General features: G+C 44.3%; 18 protein-coding genes and 2 tRNA genes. 11 read left to right on the top strand and 9 right to left on the bottom strand.

Features of this window, described 5'->3' with window-relative positions:
* Positions 1–80 precede the first annotated feature (80 nt).
* A complete protein-coding gene (locus ACE38W_RS06350; protein WP_375829563.1) occupies positions 81–1,313 on the bottom strand; it encodes an NAD(P)/FAD-dependent oxidoreductase in 1,233 nt (410 codons plus the stop codon).
* A gap of 124 nt (positions 1,314–1,437) precedes the next feature.
* Here ACE38W_RS06350 and ACE38W_RS06345 point away from each other — a divergent pair, with 124 nt between their 5' ends.
* The gene (locus ACE38W_RS06345; RefSeq protein WP_375829562.1) at positions 1,438–3,858 is read left to right on the top strand and encodes an MG2 domain-containing protein; all 2,421 of its coding nucleotides are present in this window, start codon (positions 1,438–1,440) and stop codon (positions 3,856–3,858) included.
* 80 nt (positions 3,859–3,938) lie between these two features.
* On the opposite strand, the gene ACE38W_RS06340 is transcribed toward ACE38W_RS06345, so the two are convergent.
* Genes ACE38W_RS06340 through aspA form a run of 4 tightly spaced genes read right to left on the bottom strand, consistent with a single transcriptional unit; the run spans position 3,939 to position 9,080 of the window.
* The gene (locus tag ACE38W_RS06340) at positions 3,939–5,099 is read right to left on the bottom strand and encodes a porin (RefSeq protein ID WP_375829561.1); all 1,161 of its coding nucleotides are present in this window, start codon (positions 5,097–5,099) and stop codon (positions 3,939–3,941) included.
* 31 nt (positions 5,100–5,130) lie between these two features.
* The gene (locus tag ACE38W_RS06335; RefSeq protein ID WP_375829559.1) at positions 5,131–6,471 is read right to left on the bottom strand and encodes an anaerobic C4-dicarboxylate transporter; all 1,341 of its coding nucleotides are present in this window, start codon (positions 6,469–6,471) and stop codon (positions 5,131–5,133) included.
* A 49-nt stretch (positions 6,472–6,520) separates the two neighbouring features.
* A complete protein-coding gene (locus ACE38W_RS06330) occupies positions 6,521–7,663 on the bottom strand; it encodes a type II asparaginase (RefSeq protein ID WP_375829557.1) in 1,143 nt (380 codons plus the stop codon).
* Positions 7,664–7,676: 13 nt separating this feature from the next.
* On the bottom strand, positions 7,677–9,080 hold the full coding sequence (gene aspA / locus ACE38W_RS06325) for an aspartate ammonia-lyase (RefSeq protein WP_375829555.1): 1,404 nt from the start codon (positions 9,078–9,080) through the stop codon (positions 7,677–7,679).
* A 135-nt stretch (positions 9,081–9,215) separates the two neighbouring features.
* Between aspA and ACE38W_RS06320 the strand changes: the two genes are divergently transcribed.
* On the top strand, positions 9,216–10,307 hold the full coding sequence (locus ACE38W_RS06320; RefSeq protein WP_375829553.1) for a lipase family protein: 1,092 nt from the start codon (positions 9,216–9,218) through the stop codon (positions 10,305–10,307).
* Between the two features lies 1 nt (position 10,308).
* Here ACE38W_RS06320 and ACE38W_RS06315 read toward each other — a convergent pair whose 3' ends face one another.
* A complete protein-coding gene (locus ACE38W_RS06315) occupies positions 10,309–10,854 on the bottom strand; it encodes a hypothetical protein (RefSeq protein WP_375829552.1) in 546 nt (181 codons plus the stop codon).
* A gap of 94 nt (positions 10,855–10,948) precedes the next feature.
* Complete coding sequence (locus ACE38W_RS06310; protein WP_375829550.1) at positions 10,949–12,154, bottom strand: hypothetical protein; 1,206 nt, start codon at positions 12,152–12,154, stop codon at positions 10,949–10,951.
* Positions 12,155–12,581: 427 nt separating this feature from the next.
* Here ACE38W_RS06310 and ACE38W_RS06305 point away from each other — a divergent pair.
* The 5 genes from ACE38W_RS06305 (at position 12,582) to ACE38W_RS06285 (ending at position 19,236) form a co-directional block, all read left to right on the top strand.
* Positions 12,582–12,655: transfer RNA gene (locus ACE38W_RS06305), tRNA-His, on the top strand.
* 401 nt (positions 12,656–13,056) lie between these two features.
* Positions 13,057–13,130: transfer RNA gene (locus ACE38W_RS06300), tRNA-His, on the top strand.
* Positions 13,131–13,266: 136 nt separating this feature from the next.
* Positions 13,267–13,818, top strand: coding sequence for a DUF445 domain-containing protein (locus ACE38W_RS06295; RefSeq protein WP_375829549.1), 552 nt, complete (start codon positions 13,267–13,269; stop codon positions 13,816–13,818).
* 190 nt (positions 13,819–14,008) lie between these two features.
* A complete protein-coding gene (locus ACE38W_RS06290; RefSeq protein WP_375829547.1) occupies positions 14,009–16,594 on the top strand; it encodes a TonB-dependent receptor domain-containing protein in 2,586 nt (861 codons plus the stop codon).
* 164 nt (positions 16,595–16,758) lie between these two features.
* A complete protein-coding gene (locus ACE38W_RS06285; protein ID WP_375829546.1) occupies positions 16,759–19,236 on the top strand; it encodes an outer membrane beta-barrel protein in 2,478 nt (825 codons plus the stop codon).
* A gap of 96 nt (positions 19,237–19,332) precedes the next feature.
* Here the strand turns inward: ACE38W_RS06285 and ACE38W_RS06280 are convergent, their stop codons facing one another.
* Positions 19,333–19,986 (bottom strand): protein-L-isoaspartate(D-aspartate) O-methyltransferase, encoded by a 654-nt coding sequence (locus ACE38W_RS06280; RefSeq protein ID WP_375829545.1) that lies wholly within the window; start codon positions 19,984–19,986, stop codon positions 19,333–19,335.
* A 124-nt stretch (positions 19,987–20,110) separates the two neighbouring features.
* Here ACE38W_RS06280 and ACE38W_RS06275 point away from each other — a divergent pair, with 124 nt between their 5' ends.
* Positions 20,111–21,835 (top strand): phospho-sugar mutase, encoded by a 1,725-nt coding sequence (locus ACE38W_RS06275; protein ID WP_375829544.1) that lies wholly within the window; start codon positions 20,111–20,113, stop codon positions 21,833–21,835.
* Between the two features lie 89 nt (positions 21,836–21,924).
* On the top strand, positions 21,925–22,824 hold the full coding sequence (locus tag ACE38W_RS06270; RefSeq protein WP_375829542.1) for a DUF2279 domain-containing protein: 900 nt from the start codon (positions 21,925–21,927) through the stop codon (positions 22,822–22,824).
* Between the two features lie 75 nt (positions 22,825–22,899).
* Here ACE38W_RS06270 and ACE38W_RS06265 read toward each other — a convergent pair whose 3' ends face one another.
* Positions 22,900–23,397, bottom strand: coding sequence for a phosphoribosyltransferase family protein (locus ACE38W_RS06265; RefSeq protein ID WP_375829541.1), 498 nt, complete (start codon positions 23,395–23,397; stop codon positions 22,900–22,902).
* Between the two features lie 78 nt (positions 23,398–23,475).
* Between ACE38W_RS06265 and ACE38W_RS06260 the strand changes: the two genes are divergently transcribed.
* Together ACE38W_RS06260 and ACE38W_RS06255 are read left to right on the top strand one after the other, a co-directional pair.
* The gene (locus ACE38W_RS06260) at positions 23,476–24,804 is read left to right on the top strand and encodes a 4Fe-4S dicluster domain-containing protein (protein WP_375829539.1); all 1,329 of its coding nucleotides are present in this window, start codon (positions 23,476–23,478) and stop codon (positions 24,802–24,804) included.
* Between the two features lie 17 nt (positions 24,805–24,821).
* A complete protein-coding gene (locus ACE38W_RS06255; RefSeq protein ID WP_375829538.1) occupies positions 24,822–25,601 on the top strand; it encodes a (Fe-S)-binding protein in 780 nt (259 codons plus the stop codon).
* Positions 25,602–25,615: the final 14 nt, after the last annotated feature.

Below are 25,615 nucleotides of genomic sequence, written 5' to 3'. Positions count from 1 at the left end.
TTATTTTTTGACAAAGGTCTATCAGGCGGATCGCATAGCTGTATCCGTATCAGGGAATAATGTAACCGAATACGGTTTACCTACCTGGTGGAGATAGTTTTGGCGGCAATAAAGCCACTGGTCCAGGCATGTTGAAAGTTAAACCCGCCGGTAACGCCATCAACATCCATTACCTCGCCGGCAAAGAACAGTCCTGGTGCAATACGGCTTTCCATGGTATTAGGATCGATTTCACTAAGCGTAATACCGCCGCAGGTCACGAATTCCTCTTTGAAAGTTGTTTTACCTTTCACTGGAAACTCCATACCCACCAACAATTTTTGTAGTTTGTTTTGTTCTTTGGAAGGTACGTCTGCCCAGCGCATTTCTTCGTTGATGCCTGCTTGTTGGAGTAAAAACTGCCATAGGCGTTGTGGCAGCTGGAATGGATTACGGTTATGTATCTTTTGTTTGCCTAGCTCCATTCGGAGTGCAGGCCATTCTTCACGGAGGGAGTTTTCGTTGTAGGAAGGCACCCAGTTAACAATAGTGGTGAAGGTATATTGCAGGTCCTGCAATTCTCTGGCACCCCATGCCGACAGGCGTAATATGGCCGGTCCGCTCATGCCCCAATGCGTGATCAGCAGCGGGCCTTGTTGTTGTAATTTGGTACCAGCTATTTTCACCGAGGCTTCCGAAGCCACGCCCATCAAGGACGTCACTGGATTGCCGGGCATGTTGAACGTAAATAAGCTGGGAGCCGGCGGCACAATGCTATGGCCTGTCTGCTCCAGCCAATGGAATTTCCCTGCCTGGGCATAGCCACCAGCAGCGATGCATACAAAGTCAGCGTCCATATGCTGGCCGCCTTGCAACTGTAGGCGCCATTTGCCATCTGGAAGCCGTTCCAGGGCACTGACTTCCTGATTTGTTTTTATATTGACAAGATATTTATCTGCTTCACGTAGCAGACAATCTATAATTGTCTGCGAATCATCCGTAACAGGAAACATACGGCCATCCGCTTCTGCTTTGATTTTCACGCCTCTGTCGCTATACCATTGCAGTGTATCCGGCACAAAAAAATGTCCGAAGGCCTTTTTTACAAAGTTGCCTCCCCGCGGATAACGTTTAGTCATATAGGTTATATCCGGCGCATTATGCGTAACGTTACAACGCCCTCCCCCACTCACTTTCACCTTCGACAATAGCTTACCGGTTTTTTCCAGCAGCCATACTTCCAGGTCAGGAGCCATACGTGCAGCATTTATCGCGCAGAAAAATCCCGCAGCGCCGCCACCAGTGACAATAAGCCTTTTACGCTTCAAACTCATTAAATTCTTGTTAAAAACTTCACAATTTCGCGCAATAATAAGTTTAATCTTTTGAACTTGCTATTTTTAGAGATTCCTTAGCACAATTAAATGTAATTAGTAATTTGTATACAAATTGACAACCATGAAATGGAAAATTCCAATAGCACTGCTGATAGGAGTGATATCCGCCTTGGCATTTCTGCCTGCCCCAACGGATTGGTCGGACAAAATCGTGAAAGCACTGGAACAGTTTGGCAGCCGCTATCCGCAGGAAAAAGTATACCTGCATATGGACAAGGATTACTATGCCTCCGGTGAAACAATCTGGTTCAGAGCCTATATTACTCTCCAGGGTCTTCCCTCTACCCAGGCCACAAACCTTTATGTAGAACTGCTCGACAAGAATAATAATATCGTTCAAAAGAAACTCTTCGCCAGTGGCGGAGGCCTTTCTACCGGTAATTTTGATCTTCCTGAAACACAGAAGCCAGGTCAGTACCAAATTCGCGCATATACCGCCTGGATGAATAACTTTGATCCGGCGTTCTTCTTTACCAAAACAATCGAAGTCTTTGACCCTGCCAAAAAAGTAGGACCAGAAGCTGATTCGCTCGCACAGGACTTTGCCGTACAGTTCTTCCCGGAAGGCGGTAACTCCATGATAGACCAGCCTTCTACAGTAGCTTTCAAAGCTATCGACCAGAATGGCTATCCTATCGAAGTAACCGGTACAGTGAAAAACAGTAAAGGTGAGCAAATCTCCACAATCAAATCCATTCACGACGGTATGGGTTCGTTCGATTACAATCCTGTAGCCAATGAAACCTACCAGGCAACCGTGAAAAGTGCAAAAGGACAAACCAAAACTATTAATCTGCCAGCGGCACAGTCCAAAGGACTTACGCTGAAAGTATATAATAAAGGCGCCAGGATTTTCTATCAGGCCGTTCCTGCAGCAGGCAATGATACCAGCTTCAACGACCTGCTGATTCTCGCACAAATGAATAGCCAGATGGTGTATAAAGCCAATCTGGATGTAGGAGAAGGCCGTATCTCTGGTTTCATTCCTACTCAAAGCATCCCTTCAGGTATCTTACAAATTACCCTCTTTACCAAATCAGGCCTGCCTGTTGCAGAAAGACTGGTATTTGTTAATAAAAAAGATAAAGTAGAGATGGATGTTCTGGAATCAGATGTACACAGAGATCCAAGGAGCAAAAACACTTTTGTATTGCGCCTGCCAGATACTATCAATACCAGCATCTCCGTTGCTGTAACAGATGCAGAAGCTGTACCTGTTGATACTAAAAATGCCAGCAATATCATTTCTAACCTCCTGCTGACATCAGATCTTAAAGGCTTCGTATATAACCCAGCCTGGTACTTCAAAAATGACTCTACATCCACTTTACAGGCCCTCGACCTTGTGATGATGACCAACGGATGGAGAAGATTCAGCTGGGAAAAGCTCGTTAACAACGAATATCCGCAAATTAAATATCCTTACGAGCAAGGCCTCACTATGGACGGTAAAGCTACTTCCGGTACAGGCAGACCGTTGACTAACGGCCGTATTGATATGATTATTAAAATACCAGCAGATAGCTCCAGCATGTTTGCACAGGCTCCCGTTGATGATAAGGGCGAATTCCATATCACCGGCATGGTATTCCCGGATACCGCCTTCATCTACTACCAGGGTAATGATAACGTGAGAAAAACGAAGGACGTAAGTGTAAAATTCACCAACCACTTCTTCGAGAAACCTACGCTGATAAAAATTCCATTCCCGCTGCGTGTGCCGCCAGCAGTGGACAACAGCGCACTCAAAGCCTTCCTGACCAATGCGTCTGAAAGCAATAAAGTCAACAGATCCATTGCTAACAGGCAAGTATATCTGAAAGAAGTAAATGTCAACGCTAAAAAAGAAAAGCCTGCTGAAACTACCGAGAAACGCTATGTTACCGGGTTGTTCTCTGGCGGCGATGGTATGACCTTCGACCTGACCAAAGAAACGGCTACTTCGCTCAACGTCTTCCAATACCTGCAATCTAAAGTAGCAGGACTGAATATCACCGGCGACATCAACAACCCTAGCATTAGCTGGCGCGGTGGTGCTCCTGGTCTTTATCTCAACGAAATGCAGACAGATATCTCACAAATATCTACTATTTCTATGTCGGATGTAGCGTTGATCAAAGTAATTCGTCCTCCGTTTATGGGCATGGGCGGTGCAAATGGCGCCATCGCTGTTTATACCAAAAAAGGTGGCGACTCCGGACCTGTGAATGATCCTAGTGTTCGTGGCTTCGAATTATATAAGAAAGCTGGTTACAGCGTTGTGAAACAATTCTATTCACCTGACTATAGCGTGAAAAAAGAAGTACATGCATTACCTGATAAACGCCTCACACTCTACTGGAATGCAAATGTTCCTGTAGATACCCTGACGCATACTGCTAAATTTGAATTCTACAATAATGATTTTACCAAGAAATTTAGAGTAATTGTAGAAGGTATGGCAGATGATGGTACCGTAGGTAGATTGGAACAGGAGTTTTAATATTATTGACTTAATCCTCCATAAAAGCAATAGGGGCGCCAATGGTGCCCCTATTGCTTTTTATCTGATACACTATTTAATTATAATATCGTCAATGGTGTCATTATACCAATGGAAAAACGATAATTATTACCGTTCACCATTCCATAGTGCGTTTTAGCGTACTCCGTATAATCGTATACGCGACCTACCATGTTTGCATATACACGCAGGTTCACATTCTTCAGCGGATATACCTCCACACCAGGCACATAACCCCAGGCGGTACGTAGTTTCTTATCAGCGTTAGGATCTGGGTTACCATCCCAGAAAGCATAATCCACGAAGCCTGTAAAGGTAAGATGCACCAATTTGCTGATCTGTCCATCTGCACGCAGCCAGTGGCTCAAATACCGCACGCCCTGCTCAGCCACACCATTATGTACAAAGCCAGATACCAACATCTTTCTATCCAGGTTTTCCAGGCTTAACTTGAAGTCATACTCCAAAATAAACTTAGGTAGTTTCAACTGGTTACCAAAAGCAAAGTAGTTCATATACTGATGCGTGGCCTCCTTAAATAAGCTGTAAGACCAGATTGTATTCAGCTTACCATCCAGGAAGCTGCCACGCCAGTTAAATACAGCCGCAAATGGAAACTTCGCCTCAGTAATACCTGGAATAGTATCATACAGCTCATGGAAAGTTTTGGTACGACTATTCAGCAACTGTATAGTAAACTCATGATGCTTATTTGGTAGAAAACCTACACCTGCGCCTGATAGGAAGTTATCCGCAAACTCAATCATATCTGAATACTCATAAATCTCAATGGGGTTAGCATCAAACTCATAACCACCCCAGTCTGCACATAACTTACCCGCATATATCTTCCATTTATCGGTGGGGTCAAAACGCAGGAAGGCCAGGTCAGTGGATCGGCTTATATTATCAATAGATTGCGTTTCAGGATCACGTGTATAACGATCGCGGAAACGGAAGTAGAGTTTATCAGTTACCTTACCTCTTATCTCCAGTCGGAACTGTTCATTCACAAACCTGGAACCAGTATAATTTCCGTCAACAAATTCGTTTCTTTCTGCAAATCTCATATTCGCAATGAGGTCTATATTATCCAGCAGAAAGGATTTGGGAAGAGATATCAAGGGCTTATGAAGCGTATCTGAATATTCCTGCTGCTGCGACATGGCAGTAAACGACAACAATAATAAAACAGATAACAGAATGTAACGTGTATGCATTTCAGTTAGATTATGGTCGTAAGATGATTGCCTATAACATAATACTGGATAGGAAGAACCCAGCTGCGATGGTTACGCCTACGGCTACCAATCCGGGTATCATAAAACTATGATTGATGACAAACTTGCCTATATGGGTACTACCAGTACGGTCAAAATTGATGGCTGCCAGCAGTGTAGGATAGCCAGGTAATACGAAATCGCCATTAGCGCCGGGATACATGGCAACCAAATGCGCAGGGCTAATACCAAGGGAAAGTCCAAGTGGCATCAAAGCCTGTGTGGTGGCCGCCTGGCTAAACAAAAGTATACTTAACAGGAATATAGCAAAGGAGAATGTCCAGGGAGCAGATCTTACCATATCGCCTAATGCATGTTCTATCAGTGCCTGGTTGGTTTGCATAAAAGTGGCACTCATCCACACCACGCCAAATACAGAGATGACGGCAGTGGCGCCGGCAGTAAACAGACTCGCTTTTGCCACAGCAGCACTGGAAGTTTTACAGACCAGCATAATCGCTGCAGTAGCGCCAAGCATGATCAGTTCTATCATAGCCGCCATTTTGATGTTACCCAAACTATTCACCGCCATATTAGGATGGTTAGGTTCAAAGCGAGGCAGTATGCCCGGAAACGCGCCTACCAGCACAATCAGCAGCACCGCCAGGCCGAATATCATTACAGAGGTTTTAGCACCAGCCTTCAGCGGCGTTTTATCTGTGTTGGATTCTGCGTCTATGCTCTTTGCAAATTCGGGGTCTTTCATCTTCTCCAGAAACACCGGGTCTTTGTCCAGTTCCTTGCCTTTTTTCCAACATGCTACTACGCCGGCCAGTATACCAATGAGCGAAGCAGGAATGACAACCATTACAACTTTGGGCAAGGTAACGGCGCCACCCAGAATACCCACCAATGCAGCAGTAGCAGCCGATATCGGACTGGCAGTTACCGCCAGGTGAGAGGCGATTACGGAGATGCTGAGTGCTCTTTCGGGGCGTATTCTTTTTTTAGTGGACACTTCCGCGATAATAGGCAGCAACGAATAAGTGATATGCGCAGTACCAGCAAATACAGAAAAGGCGAACGTGGTTAGCGGGGCTATAAGTACGATCAGCGAAGGCTTACTTCGTAGGATCTTTTCTGCCAGCCGCACCATGAAATCCATTCCGCCTGCCGCCTGCAAAGCAGCCGCAGTGGTTACCACCGACAAAATGATCAACATCACGTCGATAGGCGGATCTGCCGGCATCATTCTAAAAACAAAAATGAAGATCAGTAGTCCCACCATGCCCATCACCCCCAATCCAATACCCTTCATCTGTGAACCGATCAAAATAGCACCCAACAGGATGGCGAACTCAATCCAGACCATAGCAATAAGAATATACAGTGATATGAAAGCGGCTATGCCGCACCAGTAATTAATACTCGAAGAAATATTGCTGTATCTGGGCAGGACTGGAAGTTTTCAGCAAAGCCAGTTGCAACAGCACACGGGATTTTTCGGGGTTGAGGTCATCAGATACAATGGTGCCCAGCGCCTTATCATCTGTTTCACCATCTAAGGTCACACGGCCGCTGACAGCACGGGAAGCTCTTACCACCACTATACCTCTGGCAGTGGCTTGTTTTACTTTGGCTTCCACGGTAGGATAAAGATTACCATTACCTACACCGGCAATAACGATACCTTTAGTGCCGTCGCTCATAAGGCAGTCTACCAGGTTGGGATCAGGGTTAGAATATCCATAGAGGATATCTACCTTAGGAAGTTCGTTTACATTGCTTACATCAAACACTGTTTGCGTAGTATGCTTACGAATAGTATTGTGGTACCAGGCTACTTTTCCATCATAGATATATCCCAGTGGGCCAGTATTTGGCGCCTGGAAGGTAGCGGTGCTGGTAGTATTTGTTTTGGTGACATCGCGGCCAGAGAAGATTTCTTCGTTCATGGCCACCATTACGCCCCTGCCTTCAGAAGATTTGCTGGCAGCAATTACCACGGCGTCATACAAGTTTTTGGGGCCATCTGCAGATATCGCAGTAGCGCTACGCATAGCACCTACCACTACTACTGGCTTGTTTGATTTAACGGTAAGATCAAGGAAGAAGGCTGTTTCGCCCTGTGTATCCGTGCCATGAGTGATAACGATCCCGTCTACATCGGCACGCTGTAAGATTTGGTTTACACGTTTAGCTAATTTCAGCCAAACACTGTCTGTCATTGCCTGGCTTCCTACGGAGGCCACCTGCTCTCCCTCCAGATTAGCTACTTTCCTCGCTTCAGGAACGGCATTGAGCAGATCTTCAATAGGCAGCTTACCGGCTGTATAACCGGCGCTGACACTGGATGTGCCTGCGCCGGCAATAGTGCCGCCAGTAGCTAAGATCACAATGTTGGGTAAGTTTTTATTCTTTTCCCAGCTTCTGTCAATAGCTTCTGCCTTTGTTGTTTCTGCCCGTTGATTCTTTTTCTTTTGTGCCTGTGCTTCCGAAGAAGTAAGCATGCCCGCACTGCAGGCTAACATAAAGCCATAAACGAAAAATGAAGAACGTAACATAATCAACTTGGTTTTATTGGATAAATTTTGGTCGGATAAGATTGTCGAAAGTGAAGATCTCATCCCATTTTTCCTGGGTGATGTATTTCTTCTCTTTCACTACAATATCATGTACAGATTTACCAGTTTCCAGTGCTTCCCTTGCCACACCGGCACATTTCTCATAACCGATGACAGGGTTCAGCTGTGTAACGATACCAATGCTATTCATTACCATCTGGCGAGTATGTTCGGCATTAGCAGTAATGCCCACCACACATTTCTCACGCAAGGTGTTAACAGCATTTGTCATATAAGAGATAGAAGTAAACAGTGCGAAGCCAAGTACTGGCTCCATTACGTTTAGTTGCAGCTGACCTGCTTCTGCGGCAAGTGTAACTGTAAGATCAGCACCGATTACATAGAAGGCTGTTTGGTTCACAACTTCTGGGATTACCGGATTTACTTTACCAGGCATGATAGAAGAACCTGGCTGCATCGGAGGCAGGTTAATTTCGTTTAGCCCTGCACGTGGTCCGGAGCTAAGCAGTCTTAAATCATTACAGATTTTAGAAACTTTCACTGCAGTACGTTTCAGCACACCAGAAAGTTGTACGTACGCACCTGCATCATAGGTAGCCTCGATAAGATCCGCTGCCAGAGAGAGATCCAGGCCCGTTACCTCACGCAAGTATTTTGTTACCAGTTCAGAATAACCTTTAGGCGCGTTTACACCAGTACCAATAGCGGTAGCACCCATATTGATTTCAGAGATCAGCCTTTTGCTTTCTTCGATCCTTGGCGCTTCTTCGCCCAGGTTAGTAGCAAAAGCCTTGAACTCATCGCCCATGCTCATAGGCACAGCATCCTGGAGTTGTGTACGCCCCATCTTCAGGACATCTTTAAACTCATGACCTTTCTTTTCAAAAGCTTCTGCAAGCTGCTGAACGGATTGTTTGTAGTTAGTCAGTTTATTGATCAATGCTATGCGGAAAGCCGTAGGGTAAGCATCGTTGGTAGATTGTGAACAGTTGACATGGTTGTTGGGATGGCAATATTGATATTCGCCTTTCTTATGTCCCATCATTTCCAAAGCAACATTCGCAATTACTTCGTTTGCGTTCATGTTTACGGATGTACCGGCACCGCCCTGGATAAGATCACTCAGAAACTGATCATTAAACTCGCCCTTGATAACACGATCACTGGCTTTAATGATATATTCCGCAATGTTTTTGTCCAGTACGCCCAGGTCGCGGTTAGCCATAGCAGCAGCTTTCTTCACATACCCCAGCGCCTGTACGAAATCAGGTTCTACTTTCAAAGGAATGCCAGTAATATGGAAGTTTTCCAGCGCTCTTAATGTTTGGATACCGTAGTATACATCCTGTGGGATTTCCTTTTCACCGAGGAAATCATGTTCGATTCTTTTTGACATTAGTTAAAAGATTTAAAACAGGAAGGTAAATGCTTTTACAACAATGCGAGGTTCAAAATTGTTTGAGAATGTGTGGTTATTGGTGATTATTTAATTTAACTTCATCAATCAACCCGTAATATTTAGCTAACTTCTATGTTTAACCGTATTTCGTTTATATTTTTTCTGATTTTTATTTTTTCGGGAGATGTCCTGCACGCACAACATCTGAAGCCTGGTTTTGATGCGGCTGAATATGAGCAGCTACTCAGGATCATCCATCGCTCAGGAGATACGCCATGGACAAAAGTAAAAGCACCACCGCCCGACAACTGCCAAATGACCTACCGTTCTCCGGTGGTAGGATTACAAAACCGCTGGGACCTATGGCTACGCAATGACTCCGTTGCTATCATTCACATCAGGGGCACCAATGGCACCGCCGTTTCCTGGATGGAAAATTTCTATGCCGGTATGATACCTGCCACGGGACATCTTCAGTTAAATGATTCCACCCGATTTGATTATAAACTCTCGGAAGATTCGCAATCGTATGTGCATGCCGGTTGGATGATAGGCCTGGCCACAATGGGGCCGGATATAGCAGCCCACGTGAAAGACTACTACCGTAAGGGCATACACGAATTTATTATTGCAGGACATAGTCAGGGCGGTGCTATCACTTACCTGGTACGCTCCTACCTCGCTTATCTGGAAAACATGCCAAAGGATATTGTGTACAAGACTTACAGCAGTGCAGCGCCTAAGCCAGGCAATCAGAATTTTGCGTACAACTATGATTATTTAACACGTGATGGATGGGGATTGAGAATAGTAAACCCACGTGACTGGGTTGTAGAGACGCCTTTCTCTGTACAAACAACACAGGATTTCACGACCATCAATCCATTCAGTGATATTAACAAAGCGCTAAAAAGTCAGAAATGGCCGGCAAGATCAGCGATGAAGTATATCTATGGAAGATTAGACAGGCCTGGACGCCGCACCAGCAGACGTATGCAACGCATCCTTGGAAAGATGCTGCATAAAAGAGTGAAGAAGGAATTACCACAATATCAGCGTCCTGATTTTGTAAAGAGCCATGGCTATATGCCAGCAGGAACACCAGTGATATTGTATCCGGTTCCAGGCTATGATGAGCGCTTTCCTTTTGATGGGAAAAATATCTTCCTACATCATAACCTGGACAATTATCTGTGGCTAACAGAAAAAATCTACGGAAAATAATTTAATCATTACTGCCGCCTTTTTCACCTATGAACCAATGTTCTTTATCGCGGAACATCACGTTGAAGGTGGTCAGCGAGCCATAGATGCGTGTGATATATTGCTGCATATTGATCTTCTCTTCGTCGGTCAATATTTTATGGCTGTTAATGTTCTGCTCCAGTACACGCAGCCTGTCGCGCAGCATTACAATTTTATGGAAGAAGGTTTCAACAGGAAGTTCCTTAGGTTTGAGTGAACTATCACCCGGCTTTAATATGATGGTACCATTGCGCCATTTATCGCCCAGTGGAACTACTTCCGTAATGCCGCCCCAGAGGCGTAGAATTTTCAGTAAAGATGTCTCCATTTCACTGGCTGTTTCTACTTCAGCCGTTACATTTTCAGCTACAAGTACTTCAAATAGAGGATCTGTTTTATCGATTAGTTTAACGCCATGGTCCATGAAGGTAACCTGGTATTGTGCATACCTGACACCAACGATAACGCCTGGGCCAAAATGTGCATGCTGTACTCTGGAGCCAACGCCTAATGTAAGTTCTTCCATTTTTTTTGATATCAAACTTAATCAATTTGACATAAAAAAACGCTGACCTCTGTTTATAGAGACCAGCGCTTTATTTTAGTTTCAACCTATAACACTATTCTTTCACCTTGTTCAGGAAATATGATAATTTGAAGAGTAATTCGTCTTGCAGGCCAGCACGGAGTTTTGCTTCATCGTCCGTGATACCTAGTCTGCGCAGGCGTTGATAATATACATAAGAACCTCCAATCAGTTCCAGACATTCCTGGATTTTATGTTTGACTTCTTCTTCTTTTGTTCTTTTTTCGAATTCTTTTTTCGTGAGAATTTTATCGACGAAGTAGAAGTTATCTTTATCTTCTACCCATTTATTTCCTTCTCTGTGTTGTGGTTTATAGACTTCCAGGTAGCAGTTATCCAGTTTAAGGACGTTTCCAAATTCTGCGCGTATATCTATTACCGTTGGTTTTTCTGCAGATGGATTTGCCAGGCGTTTTTTGATATGATTGCTGATTTCGACACCCAGGTCATCGCTGCTCATCAGTATCTGATTGAGTTCTGAAAACTCCAGGCTGATGGTAATTCTGTTGTAGTTACGACCATTCCTGATTTTACCGAAGAGGCTTGGCGAGGTATTTTCATCAAAGATGATATCTTCTACCTGTACTTTGGTAATGGTGCGATAGTTAGGTTTATAACCTTCTTCCGCTGGTGTTGGGCGTTTGTTGACCAATCGGGAAGTTTCCTGACGGCGGCTATTCTGAATAAAATCATCGATGAATCGCAGACCATGTTTTTTCAATTTGGTATACAGTTCATTGTTGGTGTAGTTATTCATTTTGCTGAGTAATGTCAGGTCGTTCCAGCTGTCATAATGCTGCATTTGTTTGAGTTCGTCGAGGACATCATTTGCGGGGATGTTCCGGCGATAGTAGAGCTCTCCGATAAGGAAGATGGCATACTCATGAGCGGGATAACCGAGTTCAGGCAATACGTCATAGGCAGATCTTTTCTGATCATAGGCGTTTTGCATCAGCTCGATATCAGATACTACGGGCGACAGCAGGTATTTTCTTGCTGCGGACCTAAGTTTCCGGCTTACATAATCCAACAGTTGGTCATTCACCTGGCCGTGGTGTACGAAATCGTGTAAAATTTGTACGAAGCGCCGCGAGGTGGGTAATCCGAACTGTGAAAGAATATCATTTTCCATGTCCAGCACATCCTCTTTTTCGAGCTCCTCTTTTCCAGGTTTTACCCGACGGTCCAACTGCTGGTAACGTTGATAGTACTCCTGTAGTTTCAGTTTAAGCTGATCCATAATATATATACAATTAAAAATTAAATACCTGTCTAAGTAGTCGTTTATTGAAGATAAAAGAAGAGAATTGTCATTTTTTTCTCTTCGGGAAAACAATTCCGGGCTAAATCAGTGCATAAGTACTTTGTATGGGTACCTGATACACCACCTTTAAAATCAACTAACTGATCTTCAATAGTTTATAAAAACGGGAATGAAATGGGAAAGTGTACAAAGATACACAGAAAAATAAAAAAATCAGGCATCTAACATTGATTATTATCTATTTTTTAAACCGCGCTGATCCTTATTCAACATGGCTTTTTTCCATAATCTATAAAGTCCTGAGAAAAAATTTGCAAAACAATTTGGAAAATAAAAATACTTTCCCTTACCTTTGCACTCCCAACAACGAAACGGACACATGTTCTAAAGCGTTGTACAGACGGTGGTTGTAGCTCAGTTGGTTAGAGCATCAGATTGTGGTTCTGAGGGTCGGGGGTTCGAGACCCCTCATCCACCCGAAAAAAAAAGGCTTCCAAACGGAAGCCTTTTTTTCGTTTATACATTTTCCATCCCATGCGCCTGCGGCGCTTTTTCTTTTTTCACACAAAGTAGCGTAAGACGCAAAGCAGCAAAGGATTATGTTTTGTTATTTTTCTCGCAAAAGCGTTAAGTACTTAAGGATTAGGTGCTGCTTTTATAATTGTTTGCAAAGAGATTAATTGCTACACAATCGTTTATTATTAGAACTAAAAATTAAACATCCGTACATAGTCCTTTGCGAGCGTTGCTCCTTTGCAAACTTTGCCAGAAAAATTCCGCAAAAAAATTTCATAACTGTTTGGAAATTAAAAATACTTTCCCTTATCTTTGCACTCCCAACAACAGAACGAACGTAAGTTCTAAACGTTGTACAGACGGTGGTTGTAGCTCAGTTGGTTAGAGCATCAGATTGTGGTTCTGAGGGTCGGGGGTTCGAGACCCCTCATCCACCCGAAAAGAAAAAGGCTTCCATTTACGGAAGCCTTTTTTCGTTTATATCTGAACGTAACTATTTATCTTTACCGACATTATTTTTTAACGCTACATTAGCCGATCATCTGTTCTAACCATTTCAAGCACTTTAGCACATGATTTATACGCTCCCCCTCATAGCCGCTGTACTGGGCTGGCTCATGAACAGCTTCGCTGTTTCAATGCTGATCAAAAGCCTCTCCCGCCGACGCGAACAACTGGCTGAGCAATTAGGGAAAATCGCAGGACAACAATTCTCCTTCGCTGTTATCAAACAAAAACTTACTGATCCGGAAAAAATAAAAAGTATTATTCCTGTCGTTGAAAAGCATCTCGACGAATTTCTCCGCACCCGCCTCCCTAAAGCAATGCCAGTACTCTCCATGTTTATTGGCGACAGCACTGTAAATCAAATTAAAGGCCACCTCATAACGGAACTGGATACACTATTTCCTGTTATGATCAATCAATACCTTGATAATGTGGAAAATGATCTCAACCTGGAAAAAATCGTCAGCGATAAAATCCGAAATATCTCTGATGAACAATTACAGCTTGGTACAAAACAATTCCTCGGCAAAGAACTGAATATATTCAAACTGCTGGGAGCCGCTACCGGCTTCATTATCGGCATCATTGCACTTATCCTTGCCTGTTATATGAAGTAAATTTAAATTGCCGGTAGATCATCCTCGGCTACCGGCCTCCTACCTCTGTTAATTACTGTTAAGACCTTTGGGCGCCCCTTTTCCCACGATTCCCCCGTATTAATTCCGCTCATCACAATATGAAACCATTCATAATGCACCCCTGATAATTTTGTTATAACCCGGAATAAAAAACTGGCTATATACACAGATGAAAAAATGCTATGCAATTATTGCTGGTATTATGTTGTGGCAGGTACATTCTTTCGCGCAGAACCCTGCAGGAAGTAAAACAACAGCCCCTCAACAGCAAGGAGCAGGACGAACTCAGGGACAAAGACCCAATATGCCGCAAATCGGACATCTTTATGGAAAACTCCTGGACGCATCTACCAACAAACCCGTAGAATACGCTTCAGTAGCCGTTCTCAAAGCCAAAGATTCTTCCGTAGTAACTGGTATGCTCACTAAATCCAATGGTGACTTCAGCCTCGAAAATCTTCCCTTCGGCCCACTCGTGATCCGTATAAATTTCATGGGCTACACCACCATCATCAAAAAAGTAACCATCACCAAAGAAACACTGGAACAAGACCTCGGCAACATTAAACTGCAGCCTAACACTAAAATGCTGAACAGCGTTGAAGTAACCGGCCAGAAAAGTGCGTTCCAGATGGGTATCGATAAAAAAGTATTCAACGTAGACCGCAACCTCACCAGCGTTGGTGGTACTGCACAAGACGTTCTTAAAAGCGTTCCTTCCGTAAACGTTGACCTGGACGGTAACGTAACAGTACGTAACGCCTCCCCTAATATTTTTGTAGACGGTAAACCTTCTACACTCACCCTCGACCAGATCCCTGCTGACGCCATCGAAAGCATTGAACTGGTAACCAACCCTTCTGCAAAATATGATGCGGAAGGCATGTCAGGTATTCTCAATATCGTGTTGAAGAAAAATAAAAAAGCAGGTTTCAACGGCTCTGTAAATGCAGGTATTGGCAACAACAATAAATACAATGCAGGCGGTAACATCGCTGTGCGCCAGGGAAAATGGAACGTATATGCGAACTATAATCTAAACGCCAACCAGAACTGGGGCGAAGGAACAACCAATCGTACCAACTTCGGTACCAAAGGTGATACCAACTACCTCCGCCAGCAAACCAACAGCACCAGCAAACCGCTGTTCCAGTTCGGACGTATCGGCGCCGACTTCTCTATCGACAACAGAAATACCATCTCCCTTTCACAAAACATCGGTGGTGGCGATTTTAAAACAGATGAAGATCTGCAAAGCTTCTTCTCTGGCAACGATAAAATACTTAATAGCAGAAACGAAAGGCTCAACAACAGCTCCATGAGTTTCCGCAACTACACCACAGCACTGAATTATCGCCACGCCTTTGCTAAACCTAATCAGGAACTGACCGCTGATTTCAACTTCAACAAAAGTAATAACAGCAGAATTGGTGACTATATCACCCAAGCACAAGATCCTGCAGGAAACGCACTAGGACAGTCTGTACGCCAGAATAATACTACCAATGGCCACACCACTTTCATCACCATGCAGTCCGACTATACCAATCCAATCGGTAAAAACGGCAAACTGGAATTTGGTGCGAAAGCCACACTCAGAAACTATGACAGTAAATACGATGTATTCAATCAGGATACTATCACCAATACTTTCCCGCATATAGATTCATTGTCTACCAACTACTCCTACAAAGAACAGATCTATGCAGGTTATGCCAACTTCGCCAATACCATTGGCAATTTCGGCTACCAGGCAGGATTACGTGTAGAACAATATATCTATGCCGGCGAAAACCAGGGCGTTACCTACAAGCCTACAAAAGCCACTCCTGGCTTCTTCCCGAGCTTGTTCCTTTCTCAGAAACTGCAGAAAGACCAGGAATTACAATTGAATTATTCAAGAAGAGTAAATCGTCCGAACTTCTTCCAGCTCATTCCTTACAGAGACTACAGCGATCCGCAAAACCAGCGTGAAGGTAATCCTAACCTGAAGCCGGAATACACCAACAGCCTGGAGTTCTCTTATGTGAAAAACTGGAAAAACGCTAACTTCCTCGGAAGCGTATACTTCCGTAATACCAATAACCTGATCACTACACTCAGTACACCGATCGGTAAAGATACCCTGCTGACGCAGTTCACCAACGCCAACAGAAGCAATTCCTATGGTGCGGAACTGACCATGAAAAACCAGATCATTCCGGGATGGGACCTTACTACTAACGTAAACCTTTACCAGACTGATATCCAGGTTACAGATGGTGATCACACCTTTAACAACAGTGGTTTCAGCTGGATGGGTAAAATCAATTCAGAAACAAAACTGCCCGCAAATATTACGTTACAGATTAATGCTACTTATCAGGCGCCAACAGTTGCCCTACCTAACAATGGCAATGGCGGCGGCGGTGGCGGAGGCCGTGGTGGCGGCGGCGGCGGGATGATGATGATCCCTACTTCTGCACAAGGTACCATTAAAGGTTTCAGTATGGTGGATGTAGCGGTTCGTAAAGACTTCCTGAAAAACAAAGCCTTGTCTGTAACTGCCAGCGTATCTGATATCTTCAATACCCGTCAGTATGAGCTGGATCAGGTAACACCAACATTTGCACAGGATTACATTCGCAAACGCGAGTCAAGAATATTCAAAGTCAATGTGAGCTATCGTTTCGGCAAACTCGATTCGAATCTTTTCAAGAAGAAAAAGCGCAGCGACAATGGCGATAATCAGATGAACGATATGCAAGGATTCTGATATCAGTAAAGATGATGGATGCAACCAATAGCCGGCAAAGCGCTACCACAGCGCAACGCCGGCTATCATTTTTTGTATACCATTCATCACATACCCCCGAAATTTATAATAGTAGCGAGTACTTTTGAAACGATCAAACCAAAAGAATAAAGCTAGTATCCTGCATGCGAAAACACTTATCACTGTTGTTGGTGTTGCTGCTGTTGTTATTTAACGTTTACGGACAAACGACTACTCCCCAGCCATTGAAAATCTCCGGGAAAATTGTGGATATGACTACCACAAAGCCCGTGGAAATGGCGTCCGTAGTGTTACTCAACAGCACCGACTCTACACTCGTAACCGGTATGTATACCAACGCTACCGGCAATTTCAGCTTCAATAATGTTGCACCAGGCGTATATGTTATACGCGTTACTTTCATGGGCTATGAAAAATTTGAAAAAGCCGTTCGCGTAAGCGAAGGCAAAAATACTTTTGCCGGTACCCTTCACCTGAACAGAGCTGGTAAAGAACTGAATACCGTTGAAATCAAAGCGGAGAAGCCTGCTTTTTCTATGCAGATAGACAGACAGGTATTTGATGCGGGAGATATGATCAACGCGGAAGGTGGCACTGGTACAGATATACTGAAAAATATACCTAGTGTAGATGTTGATATAGACGATAACGTTACCTTGAGAGGTAAGAGCGTTACTATTTACGTAGATGGCAAACCCTCTCCTTTCGGTGATGCTAAAACAGCACTGCAGATGATTCCAGCTGAAAGCATTGATCGGGTGGAAGTCATTAATAACCCTTCTGCTAAGTTCGAAGCCCAAGGTGGTGGCGGTATTATCAATATCGTTCTGAAAAAAGATAAAGCAATAGGCTATAACGTTATGTTCAACGCCGGCGCAGCCAGCCGCGGACAACTGAACGGTAGCGCCAATGCCAGTCTGCGTATCAAACGTTTTAACTTCTTCGCAAACTATAACGGCCGATACGAAGACCTTAGCGGCAGTGGTATCAGCCGCAGGGAGAACCTCATTGCCGACACCGCAAACACCCGCTATTTCACACAAACAAGCCGCAACAATAACTTCAACGGCAACAACGGCGGACGCTTCGGACTCGATTATTTCCTGGACGACCACAATACCATTACAGTAGCACAAGGCCTCAACTATAGCTATGGCGGCAGTTTCGATAATATCAACCTGAATAACCTGGATGATAAACGAAACCTCCTCACCTATGGCCTGCGTAATAATAACAGTCATTACCACAACAATAACAATAATACCAGCATCAGCTATAAACGCACTTTTGCCAAACCAAACCAGGAGCTGACAGCCTATATCAGCTACAGCGATAATGGTAGCAATAACAACAGCCAGTATCTGAGCAATTATTATCATGCCAATGCAGATACCGCCTATCGCAATAGCAACCAGCAGAATACAGGCCTGAATGGTAATAAATTCTGGAACCTTCAATCAGATTATACCAGCCCAATGGGTAAGAAAGGTAAGCTGGAAACCGGCGTGAAAGCCACTATGCGTAGTATAGATAACGACTACCTCGCCCTGTTGTATAACCAGGACAGTCTTGCTTTTGTTCCCAGCCTGGACCTTTCCAATAAATATAATTATGAAGAAGATATCTATGCAGGCTACTTTAACTTCGCCAACGCTATTGGTAATCTAGGTTACCAGGTAGGCGCAAGAGCAGAGCAGTCGTACCTCAGAGGGTATTCATTTACAAAATCTTCCAAGGTAGACAGATCATTCTTCAACATCTTCCCCAGCGTTTTCCTGAAATATAATCTGCCAGCGAATCAGAACCAGAACCTGGTATTTAACTATAGTACACGTATAGACCGTCCTAACTTTGATCAGCTGCTGCCATACATCAACAACAGCGATCCACAGAATATTCGCACAGGCAATCCGGAGCTGCGCTCTGCGTTGACCCATAAATTTGAAATGAACTATTCGGCCTGGTATCCGCAAACCAATAATTACCTGAGTACAGGCATTTACTTTGCGCAAACCAACGACAACATAGATCGTATCAGTACTTTGGATACCGTTACTGGTGTAACTACCACCAAACCTATGAACCTGGCTACTTCCAGGAATATGGGCGCTAATTTTAGTTATAGCTGGAAGATTACCAAATGGTGGAAGTTCAACTCTAATGTAAACCTGGAATATAACACCATCAATAGTGTCAGCATTAAGAACGAAAACTTTACGCTGGGTCTCAGTGGCAATATGCAGTTTCGTTTACCCCTTCGGTTTACTACTGAGCTGAGTGGGCATTACCGTTCACCGCGTATACAGCCGCAGGGTACTTTCAAAGCGATGAACGGGATAGACCTGGGTATACGTAAAGAAATGCTGAAAGGCAACAGGCTGGTCATAGCCGTAAACATCTCGGATGTATTGAATACACAGCAATATAATTCCCATTACGAAACACCTACGTTCATCCAGGACTATGACCGCAAGCGGGCTACACGCTTCATTCGCCTGAACGTCCGTTATCGCTTTGGTAAAATGGACCCTAACATGTTCAAGAAGAAAAAGCATACTGAGGAAGAGGAGAAGCAGGAAGAGGAGCCACCAAAACCAAATCCAGAGAGAGGAAGATTATAATAGCAGAAAAGAAAGAGGAAGTTGCACAAGTAATATCAAGGTGATTAATTACTTATGCAACTTCCTCTTTCTCTTTATAGTAATTTGGACAAATTTTTATTTCTTTCCCGCCAGCATAGGCACAAAGGAGAAGTTATCAAAGAGTTCCTGTTCTATTTCTGTGTCGCTGACCTTAGTGATACGTAGCATACGTTGCACTTCCTGTCCTCCAACAGGAATTACCATTTTACCACCTATTTTAAGTTGCTGTACCAGTTTTTCAGGGATCTGCGGAGCCGCAGCTGTGACCAGCACTTTATCGAATGGCGCATAAGAAGGCAGGCCTTCGTAGCCGTCGCCATAAAAGAAACGGAGGTTAGGATATTTGGATTTAAACTGGAAATTTTTCACCTGGTCGAAAAGGCGTTTTTGCCTTTCTATGGTGAATACATTTGCTTTCAGTTCTGCGAGTACACAGGCCTGATAAGAACTTCCTGTGCCTATTTCCAGTACTTTTTCGTAAGGCTTAATTTCCAGGAGCTGTGTTTGATACGCCACAGTATATGGCTGTGAAATGGTTTGGCCCTCACCAATAGGAAAGGCCCTGTCTTCATAGGCTGCCAATTCAAAAGCTGTATCAAGAAAGAAATGCCTGGGAATATTGCCGATAGCTGCAAGTACGTTCTCATCAGTTATTCCTTTCTGGCGGATACTCTCTACTAATTGCCTGCGTAACCCTTTTTGTTTATAGGTATCTTCATACTGCCTCATAGCCGCAAAATTAACCAATACCTGCGATTTTCAATGAATTCAGGATTTTGAATTTCCCACATTGGTTTTTTTATTTTTACTTTACAAACTATTTGAGCCGTACCGGCTCCTAAAAAAGACTACCATGGATATTAATATTCAAAACAAAGTAGCGCAATGGCTGAATGGCAATTATGACGCTGAAACTGTTGCCACGTTGAAGAAAATGCAGGCGGAAAACCCCGATGAACTCACTGATGCTTTTTACCGTAGCCTGGAATTTGGTACTGGCGGTTTACGCGGTGTAATGGGTGTTGGTACCAACCGTATGAATAAATATACCGTTGGGATGGCCACTCAGGGCTTTGCTAACTACCTGAAAGAGAGCTTCGAGGGAGAGATTAAAGTAGCCCTTGCTCACGACAGCCGTAACAATTCACGTTTCTTTGCTGAAACTGCTGCCAATGTATTTGCTGCCAATGGTATCAAAGTATATCTTTTTGAAAGCCTGAGACCTACACCAGAACTCTCTTTCACCATCCGTCACCTGCAATGCCAGGGCGGCGTGGTTTGTACAGCCTCCCATAACCCACGTGAATACAACGGTTATAAAGCATATTGGAATGATGGCGCCCAGCTGATACCGCCTCATGATAAAAATGTGATCCGTGAAGTAGAAAAGATCACCTCCCCAGACGAGGTGAAATGGACTGGCGGCGAAGCCAATATTACCATCATCGGTAAAGAAGTGGACGAGGCATACCTCCAGGAACTGAAAGGCCTCAGCATCAATCCGGAGATCTGTAAACAACAGCACGACCTTAAAATCGTTTACACACCTATTCATGGTACCGGTATCACCATGGTGCCTGAAATCCTGAACAGATACGGCTTTGACAACGTTCATATCGTAGAAGAACAGGCCACTCCTAACGGTAACTTCCCTACGGTTGTATACCCTAACCCGGAAGAATCTGAAGCCATGAGCCTGGGCCTGAAAATGGCTAAGTCGCTCGATGCCGATATCCTCCTGGGTACAGATCCTGATGCAGATCGTGTAGGCATTGCCGTTAAAGACAACCATGGCGAATGGATACTTCTCAATGGTAACCAGACCGCCGCACTGCTCTTTAACTATATCGTTGAAGCCCGTAAGGAAAGAGGCCTGCAGGAACCACAGGATTATATCTGTAAAACAGTGGTAACCTCCGATCTGATCGATGTTTTCGCTGCAAAAAACAATATCACCTGCTATAATGTACTGACCGGTTTCAAATGGATCGCTGACCTGATCCGCCGTAAAGAGCCACAAGAGCACTTTATCTGCGGTGGTGAAGAATCATATGGCTATATGATCGGACGCAACGTACGTGATAAAGATGCGGTAGCCTCTGTAGCAATGATCTGCGAAATGGCCGCAGTGGCACGTAGCCAGGGCAAAACCCTCTTCGACCAGCTGGTGAGCATCTACATAAAATATGGTTATTATAAAGAATCCCTGATTTCCATTACTAAAAAAGGAATGAAAGGCGCCGATGAAATCGCAGACATGATGCGCGGCTACCGCGAAAATCCGCCTGCTACCATCAATGGCTCTCCAGTGGTAACCCTGTTCGACTACCAACTGCAACAGATTAAGGATATCAAAACCGGTGAAATCAAACCGATTGATCTGCCAAAATCAAACGTACTGCAGTTCTTACTGGCGGATGGCAGCAAAATTTCTGCACGTCCTTCCGGTACCGAACCTAAAATTAAATTCTATTTCAGCGTAAACGCGCCACTGGCAAGTGCCGCCGACTTTGATAAAGTTACTGCCGAACTGGATGAAAAAATAAATGGTATTATCTCAGACATGAAACTGAAATAATACAACCTTAACCGCAGTCCTGAACGGACTGCGGTTTTCTTTATGTTTCTATGATTCGCCGATTTTGCATATTACCTATCCTATTTCTGTTGCAGACCGGCAAGGCACAGCAGCACCCTTCCTTTTTTTCCTTACCTGATACCACCATCCCCGCCAGAGTGGCCATGCTAAGTGGAGCTACCGCCGTTGTGTACGGCAGCAGCCTGGTAGCACTAAATGCCGCCTGGTATAAAGGTTATCCCAAAAGCTCCTTCCACTTCTTCAATGATATTCATGAATGGAACCAGATGGATAAGATGGGACATATCTTCAGCGCCTATTTTATTGGTAAATACAGCAGGGAAGCCTGGCGATGGTCAGGATTGCCGCGCAAAGAGCAGATCTGGATCGGCGGCCTTAGCGGGTTTGCATTTCAATCTGTCATCGAAGTGCTGGATGGTTATAGCAGTGAATGGGGATTTTCCTGGTCAGACATGGCCGCCAATACCATTGGTTCAGCACTGTTGATTAGCCAGGAACTGGCGTGGAATGAACAACGTATTCAAATCAAATTTTCCTCTCACCTGCAAAGCTACGACGACCCCGTACTCAGAGACAAGGCCCGGCAATTGTTTGGTGGCTCGCTACCAGAAAGGATTCTTAAGGATTATAACGCACAAACCTACTGGCTGTCTGTCAACGTTCACTCCTTTGCAAAAACGAGCAACTGGCCCCGTTGGCTGAATGTTGCCATCGGTTATGGCGCAGAAGACATGCTGGGAGGTACGGATAATTTCTGGACAGATAACCAGGGAATGTTGCATGACTACTCGCATATCCGCCGCTACAGGCAGTTTTATCTGTCGCCAGATATCGACTTCACGAAACTTCGAACCAAAAAGAAAGGTGTAAAAGTATTGTTTCAGGTATTGAACATGATAAAATTCCCTGCCCCTACTTTGGAGATTAACAGTAAGGGCTATATGAAATTACATGCCTTATATTTCTAGACAGCAGCATGTTTCAGCCACGCAGCCGCCAAAGCTGAAACATAAATATCTGAGACGATCAGGTAAATGATGGAGTTATTGCAGATAAGCAGATAAGATCTCCTCTCCTTCCATATCTACCATCACAGTATCTTGTAAAGTGGTAGCTAAAGAAAAGCCAACAAAATCAACAGAAAGCGGGAATGACTTGTGTTTTCTATCTACCAGCACAGCAGACTGGATTTTTGCGGGTAGAAAGTCGAGCAATGGTTTCAACGCATACAGCATGGTACGGCCGGAGTTGGCCACATCATCGATTACAACGACCACTTTACCATTAAAATCAACTTGTTCTGAAACAGTTACCGTTCCAGGGTGTTGTTTATCCAAACGCAGTTCGATAATATGTGGTTTTAATGGAGATATCTGTTGCAGGATAGCGGCAATCTTACGGGCGATCACCAGGCCTCTGTCCCAGATACCCGCTAAAATGATTTCGTTGCCATCGCTGTTGTGCTCATAAATTTCGTAGGCGATGCGTTCAATCTTCTTCTGTATGATGTCTTTAGTAAGAATTACGTTCCTGCTTTCCATGGGTCAAAAATAGTGAAAATACCCATCTGCGTTATACGATCAAAAAAAAACATAAATTCGAGAGTCAAATCTGAAATAATGCAAATTGTACAAGAGTTGTTATTTGTAATTGCTTTTGGGATAGCAGTTTATTTGTTCTCCCAACAGGCGCGGCAGATAAGGAAGAATATTCTGCTGGGGCGGGACGAGGACCTTAACGACCATCCTGATCAGCGTTGGAGAAACGTATTATTGCTGGCTTTCGGGCAGAAGAAAATGTTCCGTAACCCACTGGTGGCCGTGCTTCACTTCTTCGTGTATGCCGGTTTCGTTATCATCAACCTTGAGATCCTCGAAATTATCCTGGATGGTATCCTGGGCAAACATCGTTTATTCGTGCCCGTATTAGGAAGCCTGTATCCTGTATTGATCGGATTATTCGAAATACTGGCAGTATTGGTATTTGTATCCTGCGCCATTTTCCTTATCCGTAGAAACATTCTTAAGCTCAAACGCTTTATCAGTAAAGATTTAGATGGTTGGCCACGTTCAGATGCCAACTACATCCTGATTACAGAAATTGTACTGATGACCCTTTTCCTGACCATGAATGCCGCAGACCAAAACCTGCAACTTCGCGGTTCAGAACATTATGTGGCAACCGGCCACTTCTGGGTATCAGGGATGTTTGCCTCTGTATTTAATGGCATGTCCGATGCATCTGTGATCGCAGTAGAACGCACCTGCTGGTGGCTTCATATATTAGGTATTCTCGCTTTCCTGAACTATCTCCCCTACTCCAAACATCTGCATATTATTCTGGCGTTTCCCAATGCCTATTATGCCAGCCTGGAACCTAAGGGCGAAATGGAAAATATGCCTGCCATCCAGCGTGAAGTACAGTCTATGTTACAGCCGGAAATGGCCACAGAAGCGCCTGCAGAAGGAGCCGAAATTCCTAAATTTGGTGCTAAGGACGTCCAGGACCTTACCTGGAAAAACTTGCTGGATGCCTATAGCTGCACAGAATGTGGCCGTTGCTCTGCTGCATGTCCGGCTAATATCACCGGCAAACTGCTATCTCCACGTAAAATCATGATGGATACCCGCGACCGTGTAACGGAAGTAGGCAAAAATATAAAAGCCAATGGTGGCACTTTCCAGGACGATGGTAAAGCGCTGTTGCGTGATTACATCTCAGAAGAAGAACTGAGAGCCTGCACCACTTGTAATGCCTGCGTGCAGGAATGCCCGGTGAGTATCAGCCCACTCGATATTATCCTGCAACTCCGCCGCCACCTGGTGATGGAAGAATCCAGCGCACCAGCAGAATGGACAGGGATGTTCAGCAATATTGAGAATAATATGGCACCATGGAAATTTGGTCCGGATGATCGTGAAAACTGGATCAACGAAATGAATAGTTAATAATAAAATTATCAGGGATGCATATAAAGACAATGGCAGAATATGCCGCCAATGGAGAAACACCTGAAGTACTGTTCTGGGTGGGCTGCGCCAGCAGCTTCGACCAGCGTACACAAAAGATTACCAAAGCTTTTGCTACCATACTAGATAAAGTAGGCGTAAAATTCGCAGTTTTAGGCCGGGAAGAAAGCTGCACCGGCGACCCTGCACGCAGGGCCGGGAATGAGTTCATCTTCCAGATGATGGCACAGAGCAATATACAGGTGCTGAACATGTACGAAGTGAAGAAGATCGTTACTACCTGTCCGCATTGCTTTAATACGATCAAGAATGAATACCCTGCATTGGGTGGCAATTATGAAGTAATCCATCACACCACCTATCTGCAGCAACTCATAGATGAAGGAAAGATCAAGGTGAAGGAAGGTGGCAGCTTTAAAGGTAAAAAGATTACCTACCATGATTCCTGCTACCTGGGAAGAGCCAATGATATTTATGAGGCTCCACGTAAAGTGCTGGAAATCCTGGATGCTGAGCTGGTCGAGATGAAGCGTTGTCGCAGTAAAGGACTATGCTGCGGTGCTGGCGGTGCACAGATGTTTAAAGAAGAAGAAAAAGGCACCAATCGTATCAACTTTGAGCGTGGACAAGAAGCAGTGGATACCGGCGCCACCGTAGTAGCGGCCAACTGCCCTTTCTGCATGACTATGCTCACCGATGGCGTGAAGGAAGCTGGCAAGGAAGATACAGTACAGGTGCTGGATCTAGCCGAAATCATCGCAGAAAGCCTGAAATAGTGTTGAATTGCCTA

Origin of the sequence: Chitinophaga sp. Hz27, assembly GCF_042263525.1 — a bacterium.
Taxonomy (GTDB): Bacteria; Bacteroidota; Bacteroidia; order Chitinophagales; family Chitinophagaceae; genus Chitinophaga.
This window is presented reverse-complemented; position numbering and strand designations above follow the sequence as displayed.